Consider the following 23,705-nt stretch of genomic DNA (forward strand, 5'->3'; position numbering starts at 1 on the left):
ATGCACTTAGTCCTTCGAAAGTTTTAGATGTTCAAGTAAATGAAGAAGAAAAATCCACTACTGTAGTAGTACCAGATTATCAATTATCCCTAGCTATTGGTAAAAGAGGCCAAAATGCAAGACTTGCAGCTAAGCTAACTGGCTGGAAAATTGATATTAAAAGTGAAACTGATGCTAGAGAGCTAGGAATTTATCCTAACGAGAATTCTCCGCAGCTAATTGTAGAAGAATTAGAAAATGATATGGATGATTTTGATTTTTACAAAGACGAAGAGTAAGAATAGGAGGCTGATTTAGTATGGCCACTCAAAAAAAAATCCCATTACGAAAATGTGTTGCTACTGGAGAAATGTTTCCTAAAAAAGAAATGATTCGAGTAGTTCGTTCTAAGGAAGGCGAGGTTAGCGTGGACCCGACAGGAAAAAAATCTGGTCGTGGTGCGTACGTCTCTAAAACCGTAGAAGCTGTTAACCAAGCGAAGAAAAAGAATTCTTTAGGTAATCATTTAGAAGCAAGCATTCCAAATGAAATATATGACGAGTTAATCGTCATGATTGAAAGAGAAAAATTGAAATGAATATAGAACAACAAATTACGCAACTATTAGGACTCGCCACTAGAGCTAGAAAAACGATTTCTGGTGAAGAGTTAGTCGTAAAAGAAATTAGAAGTAAGAAAGCAAAGCTAGTTATATTAGCTAACGATGCTTCACATAATACTGCTAAAAAATTGAATGATAAATGTGCATCTTTTAACGTTGAGCTGCATGTCTTTGGAGACCGGCACGATCTCGGACATGCGACGGGAAAAGAGGCCAGAGTGGCAATAGCCATTATGGATGACGGTTTCGCTAAAAAACTGTCCGGCCTTCTCAACGAATATAACCGGGGGTGAGCTAATGACTAAAATCAGAGTTCATGAATACGCGAAACAAATTAATAAATCGAGTAAAGAAGTTATAGAGCAACTAGGAAAGTTGAATATAACAGTAACGAATCATATGTCTACGCTTGAAGGAGATGCTGTTAGTAAATTAGACGGCATTTATAAAAAAGGTGGAGCTGGAAACAACTCTAATTCACAACAGTCTAAACCTGCTAACCAAGGACAAAGACCAAGTAATCAGAACCAGTCTAGACCAGCTTCACAAGGACAGCAAAGACCAAATAACCAAAACCAGTCTAGACCGTCTTCACAAGGTCAACAAGGACAGCAAAGACCAAGTAATCAGAACCAATCTAGACCAGCTTCCCAAGGTCAACAAAGACCAAATAACCAAAATCAATCTAGACCATCATCACAAGGGCAATCACGTCCATCAAATGCTGGTCAATCTCAGCAAAGACCAGGAAGTCAGTCAAATACTCAAGGTTCTAATACTCAAGGTTCAAACAATCAACCAAAGAAAACCTTTACTAATAATAACAAGCCAGGTGGACAAAATCGTCCAGGTGGCCAAAACCAAAACAGACCAGGTGGACAAAACAGACCAGGTGGCCGATTCAACAAGCGTAGAAAAGGACCAACTACACCTGTTCAACCACCAGTTCCTAGAAAAGAAAGAGAACTTCCAGAAAGAATTACCTTTACGGAATCTCTTACAGTTACAGAGCTAGCGAAAAAATTAGGTCGTGAGCCTGCAGAAATCATTAAAAAATTGTTCTTACTTGGTGTAATGGCAACAATTAACCAGGAACTTGATAAGGATGCTATTGAACTTATTTGTGCAGACTACGGTGTAGAAGTGGAAGAAGAAATTAAAATCGATATTACCGATTTAGAAGTTCATTTCGAAGCTCCTGTTGAAGAAGATGCTGCTAACATGGGTGAACGCCCACCAGTAGTTACAATCATGGGACACGTTGACCATGGTAAAACAACTCTTCTAGATTCAATTAGACACACAAAAGTAACTGCTGGAGAAGCCGGCGGTATCACTCAGCATATCGGTGCATACCAAGTGGTAGACAATGGCAAAAAGATTACTTTCTTAGATACTCCAGGACATGCTGCATTTACAACGATGCGCGCACGTGGAGCGAAAATAACTGATTTGACCATTTTAGTAGTAGCAGCTGATGATGGTGTAATGCCTCAAACAGTAGAAGCTATTAACCATGCAAAAGCAGCTGAAGTTCCAATTATCGTAGCAGTTAACAAAATGGATAAACCATCTGCTAATCCTGATCGCGTAATGCAAGAGCTTACAGAGCACGGTTTAGTACCAGAAGCATGGGGTGGAGACACAATCTTCGTACCAATTTCTGCTTTAAAAGGTGATGGTATCGACAACCTACTTGAAATGGTTCTACTTGTTTCTGAGGTTGCTGAGCTTAAAGCTAACCCAAAACGTCTTGCTTTAGGAACAGTAATTGAAGCTCAATTAGACAAAGGTAGAGGTTCTGTTGCAACGTTATTAGTTCAAGATGGTACATTAAAAGTTGGAGATCCAATTGTAGTAGGGCATGCTTTTGGGCGTGTTCGTGCAATGGTCAATGATTTAGGTCGTCGTGTGAAAGAGGCAGGTCCTTCTACTCCTGTGGAAATTACAGGATTAAACGAAGTACCACAAGCAGGAGACCGTTTCGTTGTATTTGAAGATGAAAAAACTGCTCGTCAAGTAGGGGAAACGCGTGCTTCTCATGCTCAAGTGAGCCAACGCTCTGAAAAATCACGAGTAACATTAGATAACTTGTTTGATCAAATGAAACAAGGTGAAATGAAAGAACTTAACCTAATTGTTAAAGCAGACGTTCAAGGTACTGTGGAAGCGATGGCAGCTTCACTTATGAAAATCGAAGTTGAGGGTGTAAATGTACGTATTATCCACACGGGTGCAGGAGCAATTACTGAATCAGACATTAGTCTTGCAGCTGCTTCCAATGCAATTGTAATTGGATTTAACGTTCGTCCAGATACAAATGCTAAACGTGCAGCAGAACAAGAGGGTGTTGATATTCGTCTTCACCGTATTATCTACAAAGTAATTGAAGAAATCGAAGCTGCAATGACAGGCCTATTGGATCCAGAATTCCAAGAGAAAATCATTGGTCAAGCAGAGATTCGTGAAACCTTTAAAGTTTCTAAAGTAGGAACTATCGCAGGATCCTATGTAACAGAAGGTAAAATTACACGTGATAGCGGAGTGCGAGTAATTCGTGATGGTATCGTTATTTTTGAAGGTGAATTAGATACGTTAAAACGCTTTAAAGACGATGCAAAAGAAGTTGCAAAAGGCTACGAGTGTGGGATAACGATTAAAAACTTTAATGATGTAAAAGAAAACGATATTATCGAAGCTTACATTATGGAAGAAATTAAACGCTAATGATTGTCTATGCAGAGTGTGAATTTCTTATTCCTACTGCACATTCATTGAAAGAAAAAAGAGCAGTTTTACAACGTATGCTCACTAGAACCAAACAAAAATTTAATGTTTCTGTTTCAGAGTTAGATCACCAGGATGTGTGGCAACGTACCAAAGTTGGAATAGTTGCCATTGCTTCTGACAAGCGTGCGGTCGAACGCGAGCTAGTGATGGCCATTAGGTTTTTAGAATCTAACCCTGAATGGGAATGTATTGAAATCAACAAAGAATATTTATGATGAAAATGAGGTGTAGCAATTATGTCAATGCGTGCGAACCGAGTTGCCGAACAAATGAAAAAAGAGTTAGGTGAAATCATAGGACGTAAATTAAAGGATCCTCGTATAGGATTTGTAACAGTTACAGATGTAGCAGTTACAGGAGACCTACAACAAGCGACTATTTATATTACCGTACTAGATGGAGACCGTAACGATACCTTAAGAGCTTTAGAAAAAGCTAAAGGCTTCATACGTTCGGAAATAGGACAGCGTATTAGATTACGTGTAACGCCAGAATTATTATTTGAGTTTGATGAATCTGCAGCATATGGAAATCGTATCGATAATCTATTAAGACAGATTAACCAATCTTCAAATGAGGAATAACACATAATACAAAGAAGTCTGCTTAAATTGAGCAGACTTCTTTCGTGTATTTTTGAAAAATGGGGTGAGCATGATGTATGAAGGAATATTGCCTTTATGGAAAGAAAAAGGAATGACCTCACATGACTGCGTTTTTAAATTACGCAAAATATTGAAGATGAAACGGATTGGCCATACAGGAACATTAGATCCAAGTGTAGAAGGTGTATTGCCAATTTGTCTTGGTCAAGCTACTAAAGTATCCGAGTATATAATGAATGAAGGAAAAACCTATGTAGCTACTGTAACGATAGGATCATCTACAACTACTGAGGATGCAGATGGTGACGTAGTAAAGGTAGATTCAAGTGAAAAACAATTCTCTATTGATCAAATAAAAAGTGTCCTTCAACAGCTGACTGGACAGATTACTCAAACTCCTCCAATGTATTCTGCGGTTAAAGTGAATGGTAAAAAGTTATATGAATATGCCCGCGAAGGTAAAGAGGTAGAGCGACCTAGTAGACAGGTGACTATACATTATTTAAATCTTTTAGATGAAGATGATCTTTTTTCAGGTCAAGAAATTTCCTTTCAAATAGAAATTGGTTGCAGTAAAGGTACATATATACGTACACTTGCAGTACAAATAGGTGAACTTTTAGGTTATCCTGCACATATGTCTTCACTTGTTCGTACAGCATCAGGGAACTTTACTAAGTCACATTGTTTAACCCTTCAAGAGGTACAAGAAGCTTTGGAAGAGGATGTATTGGATAACAATATATTACCTATTAAGCATGCACTCGCGAAATGGCCATCTCAAGAAATGGATGAGTCGTTAAAGAAATGGATTGCGAATGGAGCCGTCTTAGAATTACATCCTCTCCTCAATACCAATGACAAAGTTGTTTTTACAGAGGAAGGGCAACCAGTTGCAGTTTATATTAAACATCCAACAAAAAATGGTATGATGAAACCAGAAAAAATGTTTTCATCAGAAAAAGGAGTATAATATGAACGTTTATCATTTATCTTATCCAAACCATTTATATAACATGAAGAACAATGAAGAATTTTCCCTAGCAATCGGCTTTTTTGATGGTGTTCATTTAGGTCATCGAGCTGTCATTCAAGAAGCCTTGGACAAAGGGAATGAAATGAATCTAAAAACAGCTGTAATGACATTTGATCCACATCCTTCTCTTGTTTTAGGTGGAAGGAAGGAACAGGTATTTTATATAACTCCCTTGGAGCAGAAAATTGATATTCTGGAACAAATGAACGTAGATACACTGTTTGTAGTGAGATTTACATCTGACTTTGCAAAGCTAACCCCAGTTGAATTTATAGAATCTTTCATTAAACGAGCTAATGTAAAGCATGTTACAGCTGGCTTTGATTTTTCTTTTGGTGCTTTTGGTAAAGGGACAATGAAGGATATGGCGGATCTTTCTGCTGGAGAGTACTCTGTTTCTGTAGTAGGTAAACAAGAAATGGAAGGCGATAAAATTAGTTCTACCAGAATACGTGGAGCACTTAAAGAAGGTAATGTGGAAGACGCAAAAGAACTTTTAGGTCGCCCATTTATGCTTACAGGCGTAGTGGTACATGGTGATAAGCGCGGAAGAACGATTGATTTCCCTACTGCTAATATTCAACCAAAAGAAGGTCAGTTTATACCGGCTATAGGTGTTTACGCAGTGAAGATACGTGTGCAGGAGCAATGGTATGAGGGAGTGTGTAATGTAGGATATAAGCCTACATTCAATAATCCGGATGAAAAAAAATTGTCTATTGAAGTACATATCATTAACTTTGACCAATCTATTTATGGTGAAGAAGTGGCAGTCCATTGGTACAAGCGCATACGTGCTGAGCAAAAATTCAGTGGAATTGTAGAGCTTAAAGAACAAATCGGCAAGGATAAGCAAGTTGCTATTGATTACTTCAAATTATAATTTTTGAACCAATTGCTTCAGACAAACTGCTACTATATTTGGAGAAGAAGCGTCTATAAAAGTTGCTTCACGTAACAGATTATGCTATTCTTTATAAGTACAAAATGTACTTAACCTTTCCTTGGCTTTTTCGATTCTCCAACGATTGCTCAGGAACAGGGGATATTAAGAATATTAGGAGGAAACCTACATGGCAATTACACAAGAACGCAAAAACGAACTAATCGCTGAGTACAGAACTCACGAAAGCGATACAGGATCTGCAGATATTCAAATCGCAATCCTTACAGAAGAGATTAACTCTTTAAACGAACATTTACGTACACATAAGAAAGATCATCACTCACGTCGTGGTCTATTCAAAATGGTTGGACGTCGTCGTAACTTATTAAAATACTTACGTGAAAACGAAGTACAACGTTACCGTGAACTAATCGCAAAACTTGGTTTACGTCGATAAGATACACCTAGGAAAGCGGGATTTATCCCGCTTTTTCTATTGGTATAAATTTTAATATATTAGGGAAAATATTATATATTAGTATTAGCAAGTAATTTCTGTTTTTTTAGTAAAATATTTCGCATAGTTCCGATATTTTTGATACACTACTTATGATACATATAACCACTATAGCGCGCTAAACATTAGACTGCGTTATATTTCAAGTTGTATAGAAATAGTAGATGATTTATGAAAGTGTGCACTTCTAATGAGAAGGAATCTTTCTTAGGATTGTCGAAAAATTTATTATAGCTAATTAAAAAGAAGTTTTTTGAAGTTGAGAGGAGTCCAGATTAATGAGTGAAAAGAAAGTATTTACACACGAATGGGCAGGCCGTCCATTGCAAGTAGAAATTGGACAACTTGCAAAACAAGCGAATGGGGCAGTTCTAGTAAGATATGGTGATACTAGCGTATTATCCGTAGCGACTGCATCTAAACAACCAAAGAATTTAGATTTCTTTCCATTAACAGTGAACTATGAAGAGAAATTATATGCCGTTGGTAAAATTCCTGGTGGGTTTATTAAGCGTGAAGGTCGTCCTTCTGAAAGAGCGATTTTAACAAGCCGTTTAATCGACCGTCCAATTCGCCCATTATTCCCGGATGGCTTCCGTAATGAAGTTCAGGTAATCTCTATTGTTATGTCAGTAGACCAAAACTGTTCTTCAGAGATGGCTGCAATGCTAGGTTCTTCTTTAGCACTAAGTGTATCCGACATTCCGTTTGATGGACCGATTGCAGGTGTTCAGGTAGGCCTAATTGGGGATGAGTTCATCATTAACCCAACGGTAGACCAAATGGAAAAGAGTATTTTAGATTTAACTGTAGCTGGAACAAAAGATGCGATTAACATGGTAGAAGCAGGAGCTAAAGAAGTTTCTGAGGAAGTCGTTTTAGAAGCAATTATGTTTGGACATAGTGAAATCGTAAAATTGATTGAATTCCAAGAAAAAATTGTTGCAGAAATCGGTAAAGAGAAAAAAGACATACCTTTATTTGAACTAGATAAAGAACTTTTTGGTGAAATTAAAGAACTATGCGAAGCTAAGCTAGTACAAGCTATCCAAGTACAAGAAAAGCATGCTCGTGAAGATGCAATATCCGAAGTGAAAAATGAAGTGTTAGAGCAATATAAAGAAAAAGAAGCAACAGATGAAACGTTGAAACAAGTGCGTGAAATTCTGGATGCTATGGTTAAAGAAGAAGTGCGTCGCTTGATCACAGAAGAAAAAGTACGTCCAGATGGTCGTGGTGTAGCTGAAATTCGTCCATTATCTTCTGAAGTAGGCGTTTTACCTCGTACGCATGGTTCTGGTCTATTCACACGTGGACAAACTCAAGCTTTGAGTATTTGTACATTAGGACCGCTTGGTGATGTGCAAATTATTGATGGTATTGGCTTAGAGGAATCTAAACGCTTTATGCACCATTATAATTTCCCACAATTCAGTGTGGGTGAAACTGGTCCAATCCGTGCTCCTGGCCGTCGTGAAATTGGTCATGGTGCCTTAGGTGAACGTGCATTAGAAGCAGTTATTCCAGACGAAAATGATTTCCCGTATACACTTCGCTTAGTTGCTGAGGTGTTAGAATCAAATGGTTCTACTTCACAAGCGAGTATTTGTGCTTCTACCCTTGCTATGATGGATGCAGGTGTTCCACTTAAAGCTCCAGTTGCTGGTATAGCAATGGGACTTGTTAAAAAAGGAGAGCATTACACAATCCTAACTGATATTCAAGGAATGGAAGATCACCTTGGGGATATGGACTTTAAAGTAGCAGGTACTTCTAAAGGGATTACAGCACTTCAAATGGATATCAAAATAGACGGATTATCTAAAACGATTTTAGAGGAAGCTCTTGAGCAAGCTAAAATTGGACGTATGCAAATTTTAGAAAGTATGCTTGCTACTATTGGTGAGCCACGCCAAAGCTTATCTAAATATGCACCAAAAATTACAGTTATTAAAATTAATCCAGATAAAATCCGTGATGTTATCGGACCGGGTGGTAAACAAATTAACAAAATCATTGATGAAACTGGCGTAAAAATTGATACAGAGCAAGATGGTACAATTTATATCGCTTCAGCAGATGAAGAAATGATTGCTCGTGCAAAACAAATTATTGAAGACATCGTGCGTGTAGCTAAAGTAGGAGAATACTACTTAGGAAAAGTGAAACGTATTGAAAAATTCGGTGCATTTGTTGAAATCTTCAACGGTAAAGATGGCTTGCTTCATATCTCTGAAATTCAAGAAGAACGTACGAAAAACGTAGAAGACGTTCTGAAACTTGGCGACGAGCTTTTAGTAAAAGTTATTGAAATCGACAACCAAGGCCGCGTTAACTTATCTCGTAAAGTAGTAATTAAAGAAGAAAAAGAACGCGCAGAACAACAAGATAACTAATAATTAAAATATACGTAAACAAAAGGTTGTCCGTAGATCCAATCTACGGCAACTTTTTTAAATAACTAAAGAAAAGCGCAACCGCCTGTCTCTGCCCCGACAGGCAAATGGAAAAAAGCGAGGAGGCAGTTCCTCAGCCACCGGAGCTTTTAACCATTTGACCCCGAGGGGCAAGGCTGCTTGGGCTACAAATAAAAAATAAATGAATAGATTAGATAGAGGTGCTATATTGATAAAGAAGAAAACGTGTAAGAATGGGTTGCGTATAGTGCATGAGCATATTCCACATGTGCGATCTGTTGCAGTAGGCATATGGGTTCAGGCTGGTTCAAGGTATGAATTGCCAGAGGAAAATGGGTTAACTCATTTTATTGAGCATATGTTATTTAAAGGCACTAATACTAGAACAGCAAGACAAATCGCTGAAGAGTTCGATCGAATTGGTGGAAATATTAACGCCTTTACTTCAAAAGAAAATACTTGCTACTATGCAAAGGTTCTCGATCACCATGCAAAATATGCTGTTGAAATACTTTCAGATATGTTTTTTAACTCCACATTCGATCCAATCGAATTAGATAAAGAACGACAAGTAGTATTAGAGGAAATCAAAATGGTAGAAGATACCCCTGATGATATCGTACATGAGTATCTATGGCAGGCTATGTTCCCAAATGATCCTTTAGGTGCTCCTATATTAGGAACCGAAGATACATTAAATACATTTACAAGGGAATCCATCATATCTTATATGGAAAAACACTACACACCGAAAAATATTGTAATTTCAGTAGCAGGAAACATTTCTGAGGATCTATTAGGCTATATAGAGTCATTGTTTGGTGATTTTAAGCAACCAATCTTAGAGGTGGCACAATTTAGCACACCTGTTATTAAACCTGTGTATACGGAAAGCCATAAAGATACAGAGCAAGCCCACTTATGTTTAGCTTATCCTGGGCTTAGTGTGAAGGCGGACAATATATACAGTCTTGTAGTGTTGAATAATATACTTGGTGGAAGCATGTCCTCAAGACTTTTCCAAGAAATTCGAGAAGAAAAAGGGCTAGCCTATTCTATTTACTCATATCATTCGTCATATGAAGATACGGGAGTTGTTGCCATTTATGGCGGAACCTCTTGCAATCAATTAGAAGAATTAAAGAGCTCTATTAATGAAACGATTCAAACTGTCTTGGAGCACGGCTTTACGGAGACAGAAGTTTCAAACGCTAAAGAACAGCTTAAAGGAAACCTTTTGTTAGGACTGGAAAGCTCAAACTCTAGAATGAACAGAAACGGTAAAAATGAATTATTATATGGCAAGCATCGCTCATTAGATGAAGTAAGCGATTCAATTGATGAAGTTACTTTGGAGTCCGTAATGGACCTTACAAAAGAAATATTCTCTCATAAGCCTGCTATTTCTGTAATTATGCCTAAAGACGTCGAGTGTTAATCGACGTCTTTTTTATTTTTTTAAAAGCTTTGTTAAAGTTATTGGTTGATTTTAACTCAACATTTCTTTTATTCCGACTGTACAATTTAAATGACTATTCATAAATAGTTTTTGAAGTGTGTTGAATCATTTTTACGGCTTTGTTTATACGAGTGATTTATAAATAGAACTAAATAAATTAAAGCCGTTCTCCATTTATTGATTGGAGCGCCAGACGGCGACTCCTACGGGATGAGTGAGACAGATAAGACATCACAACCACGCGCGTAAGCGATGGGTGATGGCTTATCGCTCACCCCGAGGAAAGCGTCCGGCTGGCGCGGAAATCAATTCTACTCTCTGATTTAAGATTTCTTTGCACATAAATTAACCCAACCCTTTATCATATACATTTTTTAACTGTTTTTCCAGATAATCAATTTCCTCTTGAATTGTACTAGGATCTATTCTTGCAAATAGTGGTTGTATATTGCTTATGTTATCTACTTTTACTTTTATTGGCTTCCAATGAAATTCTTCTAATTTTAATATTTTTCGTACTTCCTCACTTGAGAAAGGAAGGAACGGTGATAATAGTTGAGCAACATTTCCAATGATATAAACGCAACTTGCCAGTGTATCCAGGCAGCTTTCCCTATCTTCCTTTACTTGTATCCACGGCTTTTGCACGTCAAAAAATCTATTCGCTTCACGAATATATGAAAAGATAGAATCTATTGCTAATTTAAAATGACCCCCTTCGATTAATTGACCAACCACACTGTATAAGTTTAAAGTGGATTCTTCTATTTCTGTATTTATTGCTCGATCAGGAATTGTTCCTTCAAAGGACTTTTCAATGAATTTTAATGTGCGATTGATAAAGTTTCCATATGCTCCGAGTAGCTCCCCATTATGGCTGTGAATAAATTCTCTCCACGAAAAATCAGAGTCTCTATTTTCGGGGGCATTGCTTGTTAGAAAGTATCTTAAGGAGTCAGGATGATATTTCTCTACAAAATAAGGAGCCCATACTGCCCATTTTTGACTAGTCGAAAATTTTCTCTTTTCCAACGTTAAATACTCGTTGGAAATGATATGAGTTGGAAGTGTTTCTTGACGAATACCTTTAAGTATCGCTGGCCATATAACAGTATGGAATGGGATGTTATCTTTACCATGTACATAATAGGAAATGGTTTGTTCATTCCAAAATTCTTTTTCATCCGTTTGGTTAAGAGTCGCCCATTCCTTACTCGCTGAGTAATAACCGGAAACAGCCTCTATCCATACATACACTTTCTTTTCCTCGTATCCTTCGATAGGTATACTTACCCCATTTGGCAGATCCCTTGAAGCCGCTCGATCTCGAAGGCCTTCATTTAAATATCGCTCGGTCAGGTGAACTGCATTTTCTCGCCACGCATGATTTGCTTTTGCAGACGTAAGATAATTCTCTAGCTGCTCCTGAAAGCTGCTTAGTTGAAAATATAAATGCTTTGTAGCTTTAACTGTCGGCTCATTTCCACATAGCTTGCAGCTTCTATTCGTTAAGTCCATAGGGTCTAAAATCAATGAGCAGGCATCACACTGGTCCCCTCTTGCGCGGCTTCCGCAATTTGGGCAACTCCCCTCCACATACCTGTCAGGTAAAAACTGATTATCTGACTCACAATAGATTTGCTCAATTTCCTTTTCGTAAATATAACCATTCTTCCATAGCTCTAAAAAGATTTGCCTAACCACTTTATGATGATGATCACTATCAGTTCGTGTATACATATCATAACTAAAGCCCAGACGATTAAAGGTTTCTTTAAACTCGTTATGATATCTATCCGCTATTTCTTTCGTTGTAACGCCTTCAGAATTAGCACGTATGGATATGGGAGTACCGTTACAGTCGCTACCAGAGACATACAATACTTCCTCTCCCTTTTGTCTATAATATCTCGCCAAAATGTCGCCAGGTAATAAGGCAGCAATGTGACCCAAATGTAAGGATCCATTAGCATATGGCCATGCCCCTCCGATAAAAATGTTCATTTTAATTCTCCCCTTTTCTTCATTAAGTTTTTTAGCCAATAAGTTTTAAATATCTTCAGCCAAAATAAAAAACCTCATCCATATCGAAATTTCGATAAGGACGAGGTTATCTCGTGGTACCACCTTAATACTCAAATGGTTCACACCATTTGACTCCATAAGTACATAGCAAAAAGCCTTTATACTTTGACATGGGTAACAAGTGCCAACTCTTGTCGTATCCTACTAGTTGTTTAACGTTCAGTACGAAGCTCCGAGATCATGTTCGAATGACTAGCTTGCCTCATTTCCACCACCAGAAGCTCTCTATATAACATCATCACTCTACTTTTCCTCTTCAACGCCTTTTTATATTATTAGAATTATACAAAATGTTCCACTCATAAATCAATATTTATTTTTTAGCAAGGAAAAATCTATCTATTTGAATAACTATAAATGGTACGAAAGCCAATCCATAGATCATCGCTAGTTGAGAGCGACTAATTGCGGCAACATCAAACAGCTCGAATATCAAAACTAGGTTCAAAAGAATGACACCAATTAGAAAAGCTATCCAAACAGTTATATTCGAAAACAATCCAATTTTAAATATGGACTCTTTTGATCGGCAATTGAAGCCATGAAATAATCGTGACAAGCATAAGGTTGCAAACGCCATAGTAGTCGCGACCATTGTATCGCCAGTCGCCAAACCTATTTGAAAGGCGATAATTGTTACTGCTGCGATGAGGAAGCCTTCCAATCCAACCTGTATAGCAAACTTCTTATTAAGAAGCGGTTCCTTAATGTCCCTTGGCTTTTCTTTCATTACTTTTTTATTGTGTGGCTCTAAACCAATTGCAATGGCAGGTAAACTATCCGTCAGCAAGTTTATAAATAATAGATGAACCGGTAAAAAGGGAGCAGGTAAAGCAAGAATGGTTGCATAAAGTACAACTAGGATAGCCCCAGTGTTACCAGATAGCAAAAACATAATGGAATTGGTAATGTTCGTGTAAATACTTCGCCCATTGGAAACTGCTTTGACTATGGTTGAAAAATTATCATCAGTCAAGATCATAGCAGAGGCATCCTTTGCAACTTCTGTACCTGTAATGCCCATTGCAACCCCTATGTCCGCTTGCTTCAATGCTGGACCATCATTTACACCGTCACCAGTCATCGCTACAACGTGACCTTTTTCTTGCCAAGCTTCTACTATACGAATTTTATGCTCAGGCGATACTCGTGCATATACAGAGACATTCTCGACTATGTCTTGTAATTCTATATCCGATAATTTTTCTATTTCCTTCCCTTCCATCACTTCATCAGGACCTTCTACTATCCCTATTTCTTTCGCTATAGCAGTGGCGGTAGTCTTATGATCTCCAGTAATCATAACAGGCTTAATACCTGCAGCAATACAATCTTCTACCGCTTGTTTAGTTTCTGGTCTTAAGGGATCCACCATAGCTACTAATCCAATGAACGTGAGATCCTGCTCCATTTCCATGTTTACTATCGGGGAATCTACTTCTTTATAAGCAAACGCAAGGATTCTTAGACCTTGGCTTGAAAAATGGTGGTTTGCTTGTTTTATCCTTTCGATTTGCCCAATGTTAATAGGTGAAATGCCTGTAGATGTTTCCATTCTTACTATTCGGGATAATAGCTCATCCACTGCTCCTTTTGTAATCATCATATATCGATTATTTATTCGATGAATCGTACTCATTAGCTTGCGATTAGAATCAAATGGCATTTCTCCTACACGGAAATATTGTTGGCGTACGTTCCCTTCATCAAAATTATACAGTTTACTCCAATTCAAAAGGGCAATTTCTGTTGGATCTCCAATTTCTTTTTCTTCAGTACTTATCGAATCATTACAAAGCAACGCCATGCTCATTAAATTTTTATGGAGTGCGTTGTTGATATTAGCTCTGTCAGCTTTTAGAGTTTGCTCATTTACGTACATATGCTGGACTGTCATTTTATTTTGTGTAAGCGTTCCAGTTTTGTCAGTGCAAATGACAGAGATACTCCCTAAACTTTCAGCTGCTCGTAATTTTCGAATAATAGCATTTTCTTTTGCCATTTTCTGTGTACCAAATGCAAGTACTATGGTGACGATTGAACTTAGTGCTTCCGGAATAGCAGCTACCGCTAAGGATACCGCAAACATGAAAGAATCTACTAGCTCTCGGCCTCTAAGAATGTCTAGTCCCAAAATAATTAGGCATATAATGATAATGCCAATAGCCAATCTCTTTCCAAAGTGATCCAAATTCATTTGTAAGGGGGTTTTCTTTTCTTTTGCATTTTGTAACAGATTAGCTATTTTGCCTATTTCAGTCGCCATACCAATGGACGTTACTATAGCTCGTCCTCTACCATTCGTAACAAAACTTCCTGAAAAGACCATATTACGCTTATCACCAATTGCTAGCTCCTCTTTATCAATTAAAGCTTCAATTTTGTCTATTGCTTCGGATTCACCTGTCAATGAACTCTCATTTACTTGTAATCTATAGCTTTCCATCATTCTTCCATCTGCACAAATATAATCTCCCACTTCTAAATAGAGAACGTCTCCCACCACTACCTCTCGGGATGGAATTTTTATAACTTCTCCATTCCTCAGCACCTTAGCTATAGGAGCGGCCATTTCTTTTAAGCTATCTAATGATTTTTCCGCTTTAATATGTTGTACCGTCCCTAAAACTGCATTTAATACAATTACTATTACAATAACTATTGAACTTTCTAATTCTCCTAAAAAAGCAGAAATAGCAGCAGCAACTATTAAAATGATGACTAGAAAATCATTAAACTGCTCTAAAAATACTTGTATGGCATTTTTCCTTTTACCTTCCTCTAATTCATTGAAGCCATTCTCTTTATGTCTTTGTCGTACTTCATAATCTGATAACCCTTGTTGAGTAACGTCAAACTCTTTCATCACTTCTTGAACTGATTTTTGGTAGTATGCTGTGATATTCATTAGATTCCCCCAAACTCATTAGTTAAAATAATTACATACCAATAAATCACTTAGATATGAATATATGTGTGAATTTAAGAGATTAGTACACAAAAAATTATAGATTTCAATTATGATGCGAGTTTACGAGATTTTAATGCATATAAAAACAGGAGAGGCTTTAGTAATTGCCGCTCCTGTCAAAGATTCTATCTTATTATTTTTGATTAGCCTGATTTGTAATTGGTATCTAGAAAACTATTCATAAATTCCTCTACAGATTTTTTAATATTCTCCTCCACAGGAACTTTTTCAAGTAATTCATCTTGCGTATATACAGTCCCTCCCTTAATAATACTATGAATTTCTTTTGTGCAACGTATGTCTTTTAAAGGATTTTTTTCTAGTACTACCATATCCGCAATTGTTCCTTCTTGAATGACTCCTATATCTTGTCTATTAAGAGCATCTGCTGCATTTATTGTAGCTGTCCTTATCGCATCTATTTCAGATAGACCATTTTTAACGAATAGCTCTAGCTCTCTGTGAAGCGCCATACCAGGAAATGTGAAAATACCAGCAGGAGTATCAGTACCAGCTACCACTAGGCCCCCTAAGTCAAAATAAGCTTTGGTAATAGCTTTGTTAAAGGTATGTTGCATTCCTAATATACTCAATGAACTTGTATTTTCAATAAAGCGTCTCCAATGCTGCATTAACACCGAATTCTCTTTAATTTTGTCCATTATCTTTTCTTCAGAATACCAGTAATTCCGCATTAAATTGGCTTGGTCATACAAAACCATTGTCGGACAAAGCACAACATTATATTCCACCAATACTTTACAAACATCTCTAATCTTTTTCTCATCAGGATTCTCCCAGTCAATATCCTTCCATACGTCTTCATTTGCTTGCATGGTCCATTCTGGGAAAAGATCTTTTAAAATACCTGAAGCATGCTCGTTCCATTTAATACCCATTTTAGCAGCATCCGTTGCAGTTACATCTACGGAATGTATTAAATCACAACTGACTTCTCTCTGATGTTTTTTTGCTTCATCGACGACTACTTCCATTATTTCTTTCGATAACCACCCATACACCTTAATGAAATCAGCACCAGCTTCAACCTGCCTTCTAACCTCTGCTCTAGCACTCTGTGCATCATTTACATTTATGTTCCATGGACTATTTTCACCCCACAACCCAGGTGGTCCATCGATAATTCTATCTGAGGAAATAACTCTTGGTGTTGGTGCACCGTCATTCGCATGTATTAGGTTTTCTAATTCACCAACATTTCCGCCCGTATTACGAACGGTTGTAACGCCCGCTGCAGTAAAAATAGGAGCATAATCCTTTTTCATATGTACGTGCATATCAATTAAACCTGGTATTACATACTTTCTTTTCAAATCATAAATAACCGCTTTTTTATGAATATTACCAATCTGCTTGTGGGCAGAAAAAATTCTAGTAATATAGCCATTTTGGATAAGAAGATGTGAATAAGTAATTTTCCCAGTAATTACATCTACTACATTAACATTTTTTAATAATAATACTGCATTCTCCATGGCGCTCTGTCCTTTTCTCCCAGGTATAGGTAAGATATAAAATAGTTGTGATAATTATCTTTGATTTTTTCTTATGTTTCAAAAGGTCTCATCTTTCTATTTCCCCGATTTCTCTCTTTTTCAAACACGGTGTTTGCTTCAGTTACAAAGACTCTTTTTTGTTTATAATCTCATTAATTTCATTAAATAGTTTGCTAATCAAATATTCTTTTTTAGAAGTTATGCATTAACTAACCTAGAAAGTTAATTGGATGAGCATAAGCTACTTTTATTATTCTATCTAGCTAGTTCTTATTCCTTTTAGATACAAAAATATAATTTTCTAGAAACTGATTCATTTCTATCATACGGAAAAAGTGTAAACAAAAATGCCTCTTGCAGTAACTATGCAAGAGGCACGCTCTATACTTTTAAATCCAGGTTACAGCTATTACACTTTTTGGGGAGGATCAGTACCATATTCCTCTACGTAAAACTTCCATTCCGTATAGAAATCTATTACTGATGCATAACGATTATTTCTATTCTTTTCCACTGCTTTCTTAGCGACCTGATATAATTCTCTCCCTGCTTCCCACGTATCATAGGAACGGTCAAGAGCTCCACCAACTAAAGCGAATGCCATGGCTCCCATATTGAAAACATTGGATTGACCATCAATTTCGGATGCAATGGTAAACTCTTCTGGTGACATAAACCTGGAAGAGCCCCAAAGCCTTCCTACTTGGTTATAAAACGGTTTTACTTGGTATAGATCCACGTCACATATTTTAGTTATATTTTGTTTAAAGTCATATAAGATGCTTCCATCGTAAAAGTCTATCGCTACATAATTATTTTTTTCTACATGAACGTGAAATTCAAAAATAGTTGAAAGAGATTGTAAGCGTAATTCAAGTGGAAGTTTTTTAAATCTCTGACAAGCAGAATTTAGTTCAACATTTTTTTGTATATTTAATCCATCAAACCATTCGAATACTAGTACAAACCCTTCCCGGAGCTCTAAATGATCCACTAGTTTAACTAGGTAAGGATGTTCTAACTCTTTATACACATCCTTTGCATTTTTGAGTTTTTTAATGGCTTCTTTAGGATCTCCCGCATAGTTTATAGTTTGAGCACCAGCATATTTTATAAACCTTTTCACATTCCCCTTCTGTACACCAAATGAGATATTACCTGAATCTTGCCGATCAAAGACACAAAAAACCTCTCCAAAATCGTTCAGCCATTTAAAATCATGATGTTCTTTTAACTGAAAGGACACACCGTCTAACACTAATGATTGTGCATATCTCATTTTCGTTCTCCTTCCATAAGAAATTCAAATTCACGTTTTTAAAAAGTTCTCGGATTTGTAAGTTGAGAAAGTAAATTCATGGTAATCTCCTACGCTCTCTTTAGTCCGTATATTGACTCTTAGCTAGTATGTCTTGTGCTGACATTTTGGTCCATTCCCCTATTGAAACGTCACGGTTTTCTTTCAAAAAGTTTTGCATAATCTCATAACCAATCTTGTAATTAGTCCATTTAGCTATCCCTTTAAAATGATTACCAATGAAAAGGAAATTCCATATTTCTGATTCCTCGGAGTTCAAGTTTTCCATGAAAACCTCCCACCCATGCTCCTTATAATAACCGGAAAGAGGCTGTAGCCAAGCTGGTTCCATTTCTGGATAAATGATTTTTGCAAACGTATCTGCCTTTCCCTCCAACACACTTCGCTCTAGCAAGGTCTTAGCACGGCCACTTTCCATTGCAACCGTATGATGATATTCATGTGCCACGGTATACTTTAGAGAGCGCTCTGTAAAAAGAGGATTTATCATTAAAATAAAACCTTCTTTATCTATCGCTAATCCACTCACATATTCTAATTCTTTTAAAGAAACTTCCTCACTAAAGGAAGGAAATATATAAACTTTCTTGTCTTCTCCTGGGAGCTTGTCTCCCGAATCCTCTAGAGCTTCTTTAATCCATCTGTCTATATCATCTTCTTGTTCTCTCAATTGCGTAAGATATTCCCTAACTTCATCTATCTTTGTGGGTTCTGATATTTCTTCATATAAAGAAACTGTATGGTTTGTGCTTTCACCGAAGGCTTTCATGACTTCTTGCTGAAATAATACTTTTATATTATCTGGTTCTTTTTCTGCCTTCTCGATAAAGTTCTCGTATTCATCATAAAATTTGTATAATTCAAATTGCTGACCGTTGTGCTCTAAAATCACAGGATTTTCATCCAGCAATATTTCTGGTTTTTCCAAATCTTCGTTACATCCAAACAAAAGAAGAGAGATAACTACAAATATAAACATTCTCCAATAGTTAATCATTAATTTCCCCCAGTAAAGTTGATGAAAATGAAATAGATCTTTAACACAATTTTATCGGGCCATCCATTAAACGCTATACATTGGATTCTTCTTGACGACTAGCCACGTACAAATCCACCCTCAGAATGAATAATTTGGCCAGTAATCCAAGCCGCTTCATCACTTGCCAGGAAGGCTACACTCTCTGCAACATCTTTTGGTTGACCGATTCGCCCCATTGGAAATTTCGGTAATAGATGTTCTCTTATTTCATCCGTCATCCAGGTAGAATCAGTCGGTCCTGGATTAACAGCATTTACTGTTATTCCTAATGGTGCAACTTCAGTCGATAATGATTTTGTAAAAGCTGTTATAGCAGCTTTGGTTGCTGCGTAGGCAAGCTCGCCGGGCATCGGGCCTAGCTCTTGACCTGATGTCATATTTATAATTCTTCCGCTTCTTAATTCACTGTTTTCGAAGCGCTTGGCAAATTCTACACTTAACAGAAATACTGTTCTCATGTTAACTGCATAATGATCATCTATCGTCTTGCTATCCAAATTCAAGTATCCATCGTTTGTGGAATGAGCCGCATTGTTAACTAGGATAGAAGGTGTACCTAGTTGTTTCTCTACTGCATCAAGGACAAGTGCGTAAGCCTCGGTTGCAGATAAATCAATATCCATACCTACACAACGGACACCTAAGTTGTTTATTTCTTGTTTAAATTGTTGGATCCATTCACTTTCCGCTTTCCAATAGGTAAAGAATATATCCATTCCTTTAGAGGCTAATTTTCGACAGATAGCAGTCCCAATGTCTCTATGATTACTTGCTCCTGTTACTATTGCTATTTTTTTAATCATCTGCATCCCCCTTGTGAATATAAAGCAAATAGATAGTTACTTATAAATAAAATAAGAGGTTCACAAATTTATAACCTCCCTCTTATAAAATGTCTCCTATCATTTTATATCAGAATAGTCAAAATTAATATGCATTTTATACTATTTACTGTAAGAACTTACTAATTTATTCTTATGCAAAATAAAAAAGGTTCCTGACAGCTGTCAAGAACCTCCACGTTTCTTACTTATTTTAGTTCCCCTACATAAATTGATTGTGGGCGGAAAATAGTATTGTCTCTAATTTGCTCAATTGCGTGTGCTGTCCATCCAACCATTCTTGCTGCACTAAATGTTGGTGTAAATAGTTCCGCTGGCATGTCAATAGAACGCATAATCGCTGCAGCATAGTATTCTACATTTGTGTATAATTTGCGCCCCGGCTTATGTTCTGCTAGTAACTCAATAATCTCCTTTTCAGCTATAGTCGCTATGTCTAGCCAAGGATCTTTCCCTTGTAGATTAAGGCATTTATCTCTCAGTAAAATAGATCGAGGGTCTTCAGTTTTATAGATGCGGTGACCAAAGCCCATAATTTTTTCACCGCTCGTAATCTTGTCTCTTACAATATCTCTAATCATTGTAGGATTTTTAAACTCATTGAGTAGTGAAATTACTCCAGAAGGCGCACCACCATGCAATGGTCCCTTCATTGTTCCTAATGCTGATGTTACTGCTGCAGTTAAGTCTGACTCGGTTGAAATAGTTACTCGAGCAGCAAATGTCGATGCATTCAAACCATGCTCCATCGTCAGCTTTAAATAAGTTTCAAGTGCTTCAACTTGCACATCTGTTGGCACTGCCCCATTTAACATCCATAAATAGTTTGCTGTATGGTTAAGCTCTTGTTTAGGTTCAACTATCGGTAATCCTTTTTGATTTCGGTAATGCCTTGCAATAATAACTGGCAATGCAGCCGTTAAAATTACTGCCTGCTCCTCTAGCGTTTTTTCCTTAAATTCTGTATGTGCAAAGGCAGATATTGCTGTTCTCATGGCATCCATTAAAGAAACATCGCTTGGAAGAGCATCAATAATGGCGATTATATGATTTGGTAACACTCTATATTCTTTTAATGATGCCAAACTTGTATTTGCTCTTTCCCCTGACCATAAAAAGCTTGCGATATCTTCAAATGTCCCTTCATTTATAAGCTCATCTACCTTCACACCTCGGTATCTAAGCTCACCCTTCTCCCCGTCAACTGATGCAATTTTTGTATGAACGGCAACTACATCCTTTAGTCCCTTTTGAAACATACGAAACGCCTCCTTTTTCTTTATTATATTTCAAAACATTGATAATAAAAATTAAATATATATAATTATATTAATTAAAAAAATTAATTGAGTGGGTGTATATATGGAATACCATTGGTTAAAAACATTTTGTGTAGCAGCAGAAACATTAAACTTTCGAAAAGCCTCTGAAAAATTAATGGTTTCTCAGCCTAGTGTAACTGTCCATATTAAATTGCTTGAAGAATATTTAGGTACCCCTCTTTTCGATCGAGTAAACAATCGTGTTTCTCTTTCAGACGCTGGTAAATTTTTTCTTCCAGAAGCTATGCGGCTTGTCCAACAAACAGATCATAGCGTCAACAATGTACGTGCATTCGCACAAGGGTATCGACGAAAATGGACTATTGCCATTTCTCCGCTTATGGCAGAGACAATCCTCCCTTACTTTTTAAAGACTTTCTTAAAGCGTCATCCAGACTTAGAGATAAATATTCGGGTAGAGGAATCCAATCTAATTGAGGATTTAGTAGATACAGGTGAAGTAAATATAGGAATATCAGCAATTGATTCTCAGAAAAAAAATATAGAATCTATTTCTATTTATGAGGATCCTATTCTATTTTTAATGCCATACGATGGTTTTGATGAAGAAAATGGACCCCCAATAGATATTAAGGATATTCTTCAAAAAAATTATCTTTTTACACACCATCATCCTGTGTTTTGGGATGAACTGTTATTAAAGCTGAATAAGCATGTAGTTGGATTAAGAACGATGAAGGTTACGCAGGCACACATAACTAAACGCTTTATACAAGAAGGACTCGGTATATCCTTTCTTCCTCACTCTATTGTGAGACGAGAATTAATCGAGGGAAAGATGATGCAACCACATTTTGATTTGTTTGAACTGCCTACAGTTTCTACATTTATAATTGTTAAAAAGAAGGGGGTGCTCGAAGAAGAGTTTATATCCCAAATTTCCAAATATTATTTTGGGTAAAATAAGCATATGTATGAGCAGGAACTTTCTTCATACTTTCACTTTCAAATCAAAACAAAAACGTAAAAAAGTTGCTGTTTTTTACGTTTTTGTTTTATTGATTACCTACATCAGCATCTTTTATCTACAATTACTCTAGAATAGTGACATCAACTATTTCATCAATCTTTATTTCATAAAAACGATAGGGATCGTCTAACTCAAGAACACGCCTATTTAAATCAATCCATTGAATCGTTCCACGATGATATAAAAATTCTCCATCCTTCCAACGTTTAACTTTTATATCTACATTTCTTTTCATAGCAATTTCTATTTGTTCCTGAATTGCCTCGTAGTCGAATTCGTTTAGATCTGGGCGTGGAACTTTTTTTATCTCCTCATGATAGTCTCTCAGCATTGTTACATGTTCTGGCAACATCATGGCCACCCATTTTTTTGAGCCTCTATCACGTATTTTAGATAAATCAAACTCCTCGAAATTAGTCATCTCCATCACCTTTCTTTTTTGACTATTATACAGAACACACGTTCTTAATACAACCGCCAATTTATACCTAGGCATGAAAACCCTTTACATAATAGTTATCCTTAAGAAAGTAATTGCTTAATAAAAAGTCGCCATTATTGCCAGCAATATTATTATTAATGTTTTTTAAAATGGATATTTATGTTAAATTTATAGTAGGTTCTATATTACAGAGAGGGAGATCAAGATGATTGCAACTAACAAAAATAGTAATACATTAAATAATTTTGTGTATGCATTTTACTTATGCTAACAGGATATGGAGTGAGTTATTTTAATAATCAACTTTTTAACGGATTTGGTACATTTATTTGGTTTACTATTTTCATTTTATTATCCATTAGTTTTAGTTCGGTTAGAAATTTAATTGTACCTTTAATAAACTTCAAGCCATTTAAAAGTTCTTGGACATATCTATATATGTTAGTAGGAATTATGATCCCCTACCTAATATTAAAGTTAAGCGTTCATTATGAAATTCTAATGGACCGAAGTCTTATCGTTAATTATAAAAATGGTTGGCTTGAGGGTCCCAACCAACTTTCCTTAATAGATGCTGTCATCTTAGCTCCAATTTGGGAGGAGCTTCTTTTTAGAGGGGTACTACTATTTGCTCTATTGAAAGTGGTGAAGCCTGTATGGGCTGTAGTTTTAACTTCAATACTTTTTTCTCTTTTCCATCCTGCCTACCTATTCCTTTCACTTATTGCAGGGATTTTATTAGCTTGTATTACTATAAAAACTAAGTCTGTCATACCCTCCACGGCTATTCATTCAACCTGGAACTTATATACTGGAAAGCTATTTCTTTTCTTTTAATTGATTGGCGCATTTTAATATAGCAATTCA

At 36.6% G+C, this 23,705-nt stretch carries 20 protein-coding genes, 1 pseudogene and 1 other annotated feature; of the genes and pseudogenes, 13 read left to right on the plus strand and 8 right to left on the minus strand.

The features are described 5' to 3' along the window. From nusA to Q0371_RS15480, 11 genes and pseudogenes are all read left to right on the plus strand, one after another. Window positions 1-278, plus strand: a pseudogene (gene nusA, locus Q0371_RS15430) (transcription termination/antitermination protein NusA); the annotation flags it as partial. 20 nt (window positions 279-298) lie between these two features. Then, window positions 299-577, plus strand: coding sequence for a YlxR family protein (locus Q0371_RS15435; RefSeq protein ID WP_251552889.1), 279 nt, complete (start codon window positions 299-301; stop codon window positions 575-577). Further along, entirely contained in the window at window positions 574-894 is a 321-nt protein-coding gene (locus tag Q0371_RS15440) for a YlxQ family RNA-binding protein (protein ID WP_169358630.1), read from the plus strand. Before Q0371_RS15435 ends, Q0371_RS15440 begins: the two co-directional genes overlap by 4 nt. Window positions 895-898: 4 nt before the next feature. Further along, window positions 899-3,328, plus strand: coding sequence for a translation initiation factor IF-2 (gene infB / locus Q0371_RS15445; RefSeq protein WP_169358631.1), 2,430 nt, complete (start codon window positions 899-901; stop codon window positions 3,326-3,328). Continuing rightward, a complete protein-coding gene (locus tag Q0371_RS15450; protein ID WP_251552888.1) occupies window positions 3,328-3,606 on the plus strand; it encodes a DUF503 family protein in 279 nt (92 codons plus the stop codon). The genes infB and Q0371_RS15450 overlap by 1 nt, the downstream gene beginning before the upstream one ends. Before the next feature lie 21 nt (window positions 3,607-3,627). Further along, window positions 3,628-3,975 carry a 30S ribosome-binding factor RbfA gene (rbfA, locus tag Q0371_RS15455; RefSeq protein ID WP_298472615.1) on the plus strand — a complete coding sequence of 116 codons (348 nt, stop codon included), beginning with the start codon at window positions 3,628-3,630 and terminating at the stop codon, window positions 3,973-3,975. Between the two features lie 73 nt (window positions 3,976-4,048). Beyond that, window positions 4,049-4,969, plus strand: a complete 921-nt coding sequence (gene truB / locus Q0371_RS15460) for a tRNA pseudouridine(55) synthase TruB (RefSeq protein ID WP_298472911.1) — start codon at window positions 4,049-4,051, stop codon at window positions 4,967-4,969. Between the two features lies 1 nt (window position 4,970). After that, window positions 4,971-5,915 carry a riboflavin biosynthesis protein RibF gene (ribF, locus tag Q0371_RS15465; RefSeq protein ID WP_298472617.1) on the plus strand — a complete coding sequence of 315 codons (945 nt, stop codon included), beginning with the start codon at window positions 4,971-4,973 and terminating at the stop codon, window positions 5,913-5,915. Between the two features lie 190 nt (window positions 5,916-6,105). Next, window positions 6,106-6,375 carry a 30S ribosomal protein S15 gene (rpsO, locus tag Q0371_RS15470; RefSeq protein WP_169358635.1) on the plus strand — a complete coding sequence of 90 codons (270 nt, stop codon included), beginning with the start codon at window positions 6,106-6,108 and terminating at the stop codon, window positions 6,373-6,375. A 338-nt stretch (window positions 6,376-6,713) separates the two neighbouring features. After that, the gene (pnp, locus tag Q0371_RS15475; protein WP_169358636.1) at window positions 6,714-8,831 is read left to right on the plus strand and encodes a polyribonucleotide nucleotidyltransferase; all 2,118 of its coding nucleotides are present in this window, start codon (window positions 6,714-6,716) and stop codon (window positions 8,829-8,831) included. A 229-nt stretch (window positions 8,832-9,060) separates the two neighbouring features. Beyond that, window positions 9,061-10,290 carry a pitrilysin family protein gene (locus Q0371_RS15480; RefSeq protein WP_169358637.1) on the plus strand — a complete coding sequence of 410 codons (1,230 nt, stop codon included), beginning with the start codon at window positions 9,061-9,063 and terminating at the stop codon, window positions 10,288-10,290. A gap of 366 nt (window positions 10,291-10,656) precedes the next feature. On the opposite strand, the gene metG is transcribed toward Q0371_RS15480, so the two are convergent. The 7 genes from metG to Q0371_RS15515 form a co-directional block, all read right to left on the minus strand. Beyond that, a complete protein-coding gene (gene metG, locus Q0371_RS15485) occupies window positions 10,657-12,354 on the minus strand; it encodes a methionine--tRNA ligase (protein ID WP_298472620.1) in 1,698 nt (565 codons plus the stop codon). A gap of 54 nt (window positions 12,355-12,408) precedes the next feature. Then, window positions 12,409-12,665, minus strand: a binding site (T-box leader). Window positions 12,666-12,709: 44 nt separating this feature from the next. Then, complete coding sequence (locus Q0371_RS15490; protein WP_298472623.1) at window positions 12,710-15,304, minus strand: cation-translocating P-type ATPase; 2,595 nt, start codon at window positions 15,302-15,304, stop codon at window positions 12,710-12,712. Between the two features lie 206 nt (window positions 15,305-15,510). Beyond that, the gene (locus tag Q0371_RS15495; RefSeq protein ID WP_169358164.1) at window positions 15,511-16,863 is read right to left on the minus strand and encodes an amidohydrolase family protein; all 1,353 of its coding nucleotides are present in this window, start codon (window positions 16,861-16,863) and stop codon (window positions 15,511-15,513) included. 430 nt (window positions 16,864-17,293) lie between these two features. Next, entirely contained in the window at window positions 17,294-18,163 is an 870-nt protein-coding gene (locus Q0371_RS15500; RefSeq protein ID WP_298472627.1) for a serine/threonine protein kinase, read from the minus strand. 100 nt (window positions 18,164-18,263) lie between these two features. Continuing rightward, window positions 18,264-19,199, minus strand: coding sequence for a DUF2268 domain-containing putative Zn-dependent protease (locus Q0371_RS15505; RefSeq protein ID WP_298472630.1), 936 nt, complete (start codon window positions 19,197-19,199; stop codon window positions 18,264-18,266). 98 nt (window positions 19,200-19,297) lie between these two features. Continuing rightward, complete coding sequence (locus Q0371_RS15510; RefSeq protein WP_298472633.1) at window positions 19,298-20,050, minus strand: SDR family oxidoreductase; 753 nt, start codon at window positions 20,048-20,050, stop codon at window positions 19,298-19,300. 221 nt (window positions 20,051-20,271) lie between these two features. Beyond that, window positions 20,272-21,342, minus strand: coding sequence for a citrate/2-methylcitrate synthase (locus tag Q0371_RS15515; protein ID WP_298472635.1), 1,071 nt, complete (start codon window positions 21,340-21,342; stop codon window positions 20,272-20,274). Between the two features lie 103 nt (window positions 21,343-21,445). Here Q0371_RS15515 and Q0371_RS15520 point away from each other — a divergent pair, with 103 nt between their 5' ends. Next, window positions 21,446-22,327 carry a LysR family transcriptional regulator gene (locus Q0371_RS15520; protein WP_251556920.1) on the plus strand — a complete coding sequence of 294 codons (882 nt, stop codon included), beginning with the start codon at window positions 21,446-21,448 and terminating at the stop codon, window positions 22,325-22,327. A gap of 130 nt (window positions 22,328-22,457) precedes the next feature. Here the strand turns inward: Q0371_RS15520 and Q0371_RS15525 are convergent, their stop codons facing one another. Further along, window positions 22,458-22,817: a YolD-like family protein gene (locus Q0371_RS15525; RefSeq protein WP_298472639.1), complete on the minus strand. Its 360-nt coding sequence runs from the start codon at window positions 22,815-22,817 to the stop codon at window positions 22,458-22,460. 459 nt (window positions 22,818-23,276) lie between these two features. Between Q0371_RS15525 and Q0371_RS15530 the strand changes: the two genes are divergently transcribed. Further along, complete coding sequence (locus Q0371_RS15530) at window positions 23,277-23,675, plus strand: CPBP family intramembrane glutamic endopeptidase (protein WP_298472641.1); 399 nt, start codon at window positions 23,277-23,279, stop codon at window positions 23,673-23,675. Window positions 23,676-23,705 lie beyond the last annotated feature (30 nt).

The sequence above is a fragment of the uncultured Psychrobacillus sp. genome (genome assembly GCF_938022135.1).
GTDB lineage: Bacteria > Bacillota > Bacilli > Bacillales_A > Planococcaceae > Psychrobacillus.

Excerpts from the sequence above, each read along its gene's own strand:
- Q0371_RS15495 (WP_169358164.1), bottom strand. The coding sequence starts at position 16,863 with ATGGAGAATGCAGTATTATTATTAAAAAATGTTAATGTAGTAGATGTA.
- rbfA (WP_298472615.1), top strand. The coding sequence starts at position 3,628 with ATGTCAATGCGTGCGAACCGAGTTGCCGAACAAATGAAAAAAGAGTTA.
- Q0371_RS15500 (WP_298472627.1), bottom strand. The coding sequence starts at position 18,163 with ATGAGATATGCACAATCATTAGTGTTAGACGGTGTGTCCTTTCAGTTA.
- ribF (WP_298472617.1), top strand. The coding sequence starts at position 4,971 with ATGAACGTTTATCATTTATCTTATCCAAACCATTTATATAACATGAAG.
- Q0371_RS15510 (WP_298472633.1), bottom strand. The coding sequence starts at position 20,050 with ATGCAGATGATTAAAAAAATAGCAATAGTAACAGGAGCAAGTAATCAT.
- Q0371_RS15515 (WP_298472635.1), bottom strand. The coding sequence starts at position 21,342 with ATGTTTCAAAAGGGACTAAAGGATGTAGTTGCCGTTCATACAAAAATT.
- Q0371_RS15530 (WP_298472641.1), top strand. The coding sequence starts at position 23,277 with ATGTTAGTAGGAATTATGATCCCCTACCTAATATTAAAGTTAAGCGTT.
- Q0371_RS15435 (WP_251552889.1), top strand. The coding sequence starts at position 299 with ATGGCCACTCAAAAAAAAATCCCATTACGAAAATGTGTTGCTACTGGA.
- pnp (WP_169358636.1), top strand. The coding sequence starts at position 6,714 with ATGAGTGAAAAGAAAGTATTTACACACGAATGGGCAGGCCGTCCATTG.
- Q0371_RS15440 (WP_169358630.1), top strand. The coding sequence starts at position 574 with ATGAATATAGAACAACAAATTACGCAACTATTAGGACTCGCCACTAGA.
- infB (WP_169358631.1), top strand. The coding sequence starts at position 899 with ATGACTAAAATCAGAGTTCATGAATACGCGAAACAAATTAATAAATCG.
- Q0371_RS15450 (WP_251552888.1), top strand. The coding sequence starts at position 3,328 with ATGATTGTCTATGCAGAGTGTGAATTTCTTATTCCTACTGCACATTCA.
- Q0371_RS15525 (WP_298472639.1), bottom strand. The coding sequence starts at position 22,817 with ATGACTAATTTCGAGGAGTTTGATTTATCTAAAATACGTGATAGAGGC.
- Q0371_RS15520 (WP_251556920.1), top strand. The coding sequence starts at position 21,446 with ATGGAATACCATTGGTTAAAAACATTTTGTGTAGCAGCAGAAACATTA.
- Q0371_RS15505 (WP_298472630.1), bottom strand. The coding sequence starts at position 19,199 with ATGATTAACTATTGGAGAATGTTTATATTTGTAGTTATCTCTCTTCTT.
- rpsO (WP_169358635.1), top strand. The coding sequence starts at position 6,106 with ATGGCAATTACACAAGAACGCAAAAACGAACTAATCGCTGAGTACAGA.
- Q0371_RS15490 (WP_298472623.1), bottom strand. The coding sequence starts at position 15,304 with ATGAATATCACAGCATACTACCAAAAATCAGTTCAAGAAGTGATGAAA.
- truB (WP_298472911.1), top strand. The coding sequence starts at position 4,049 with ATGTATGAAGGAATATTGCCTTTATGGAAAGAAAAAGGAATGACCTCA.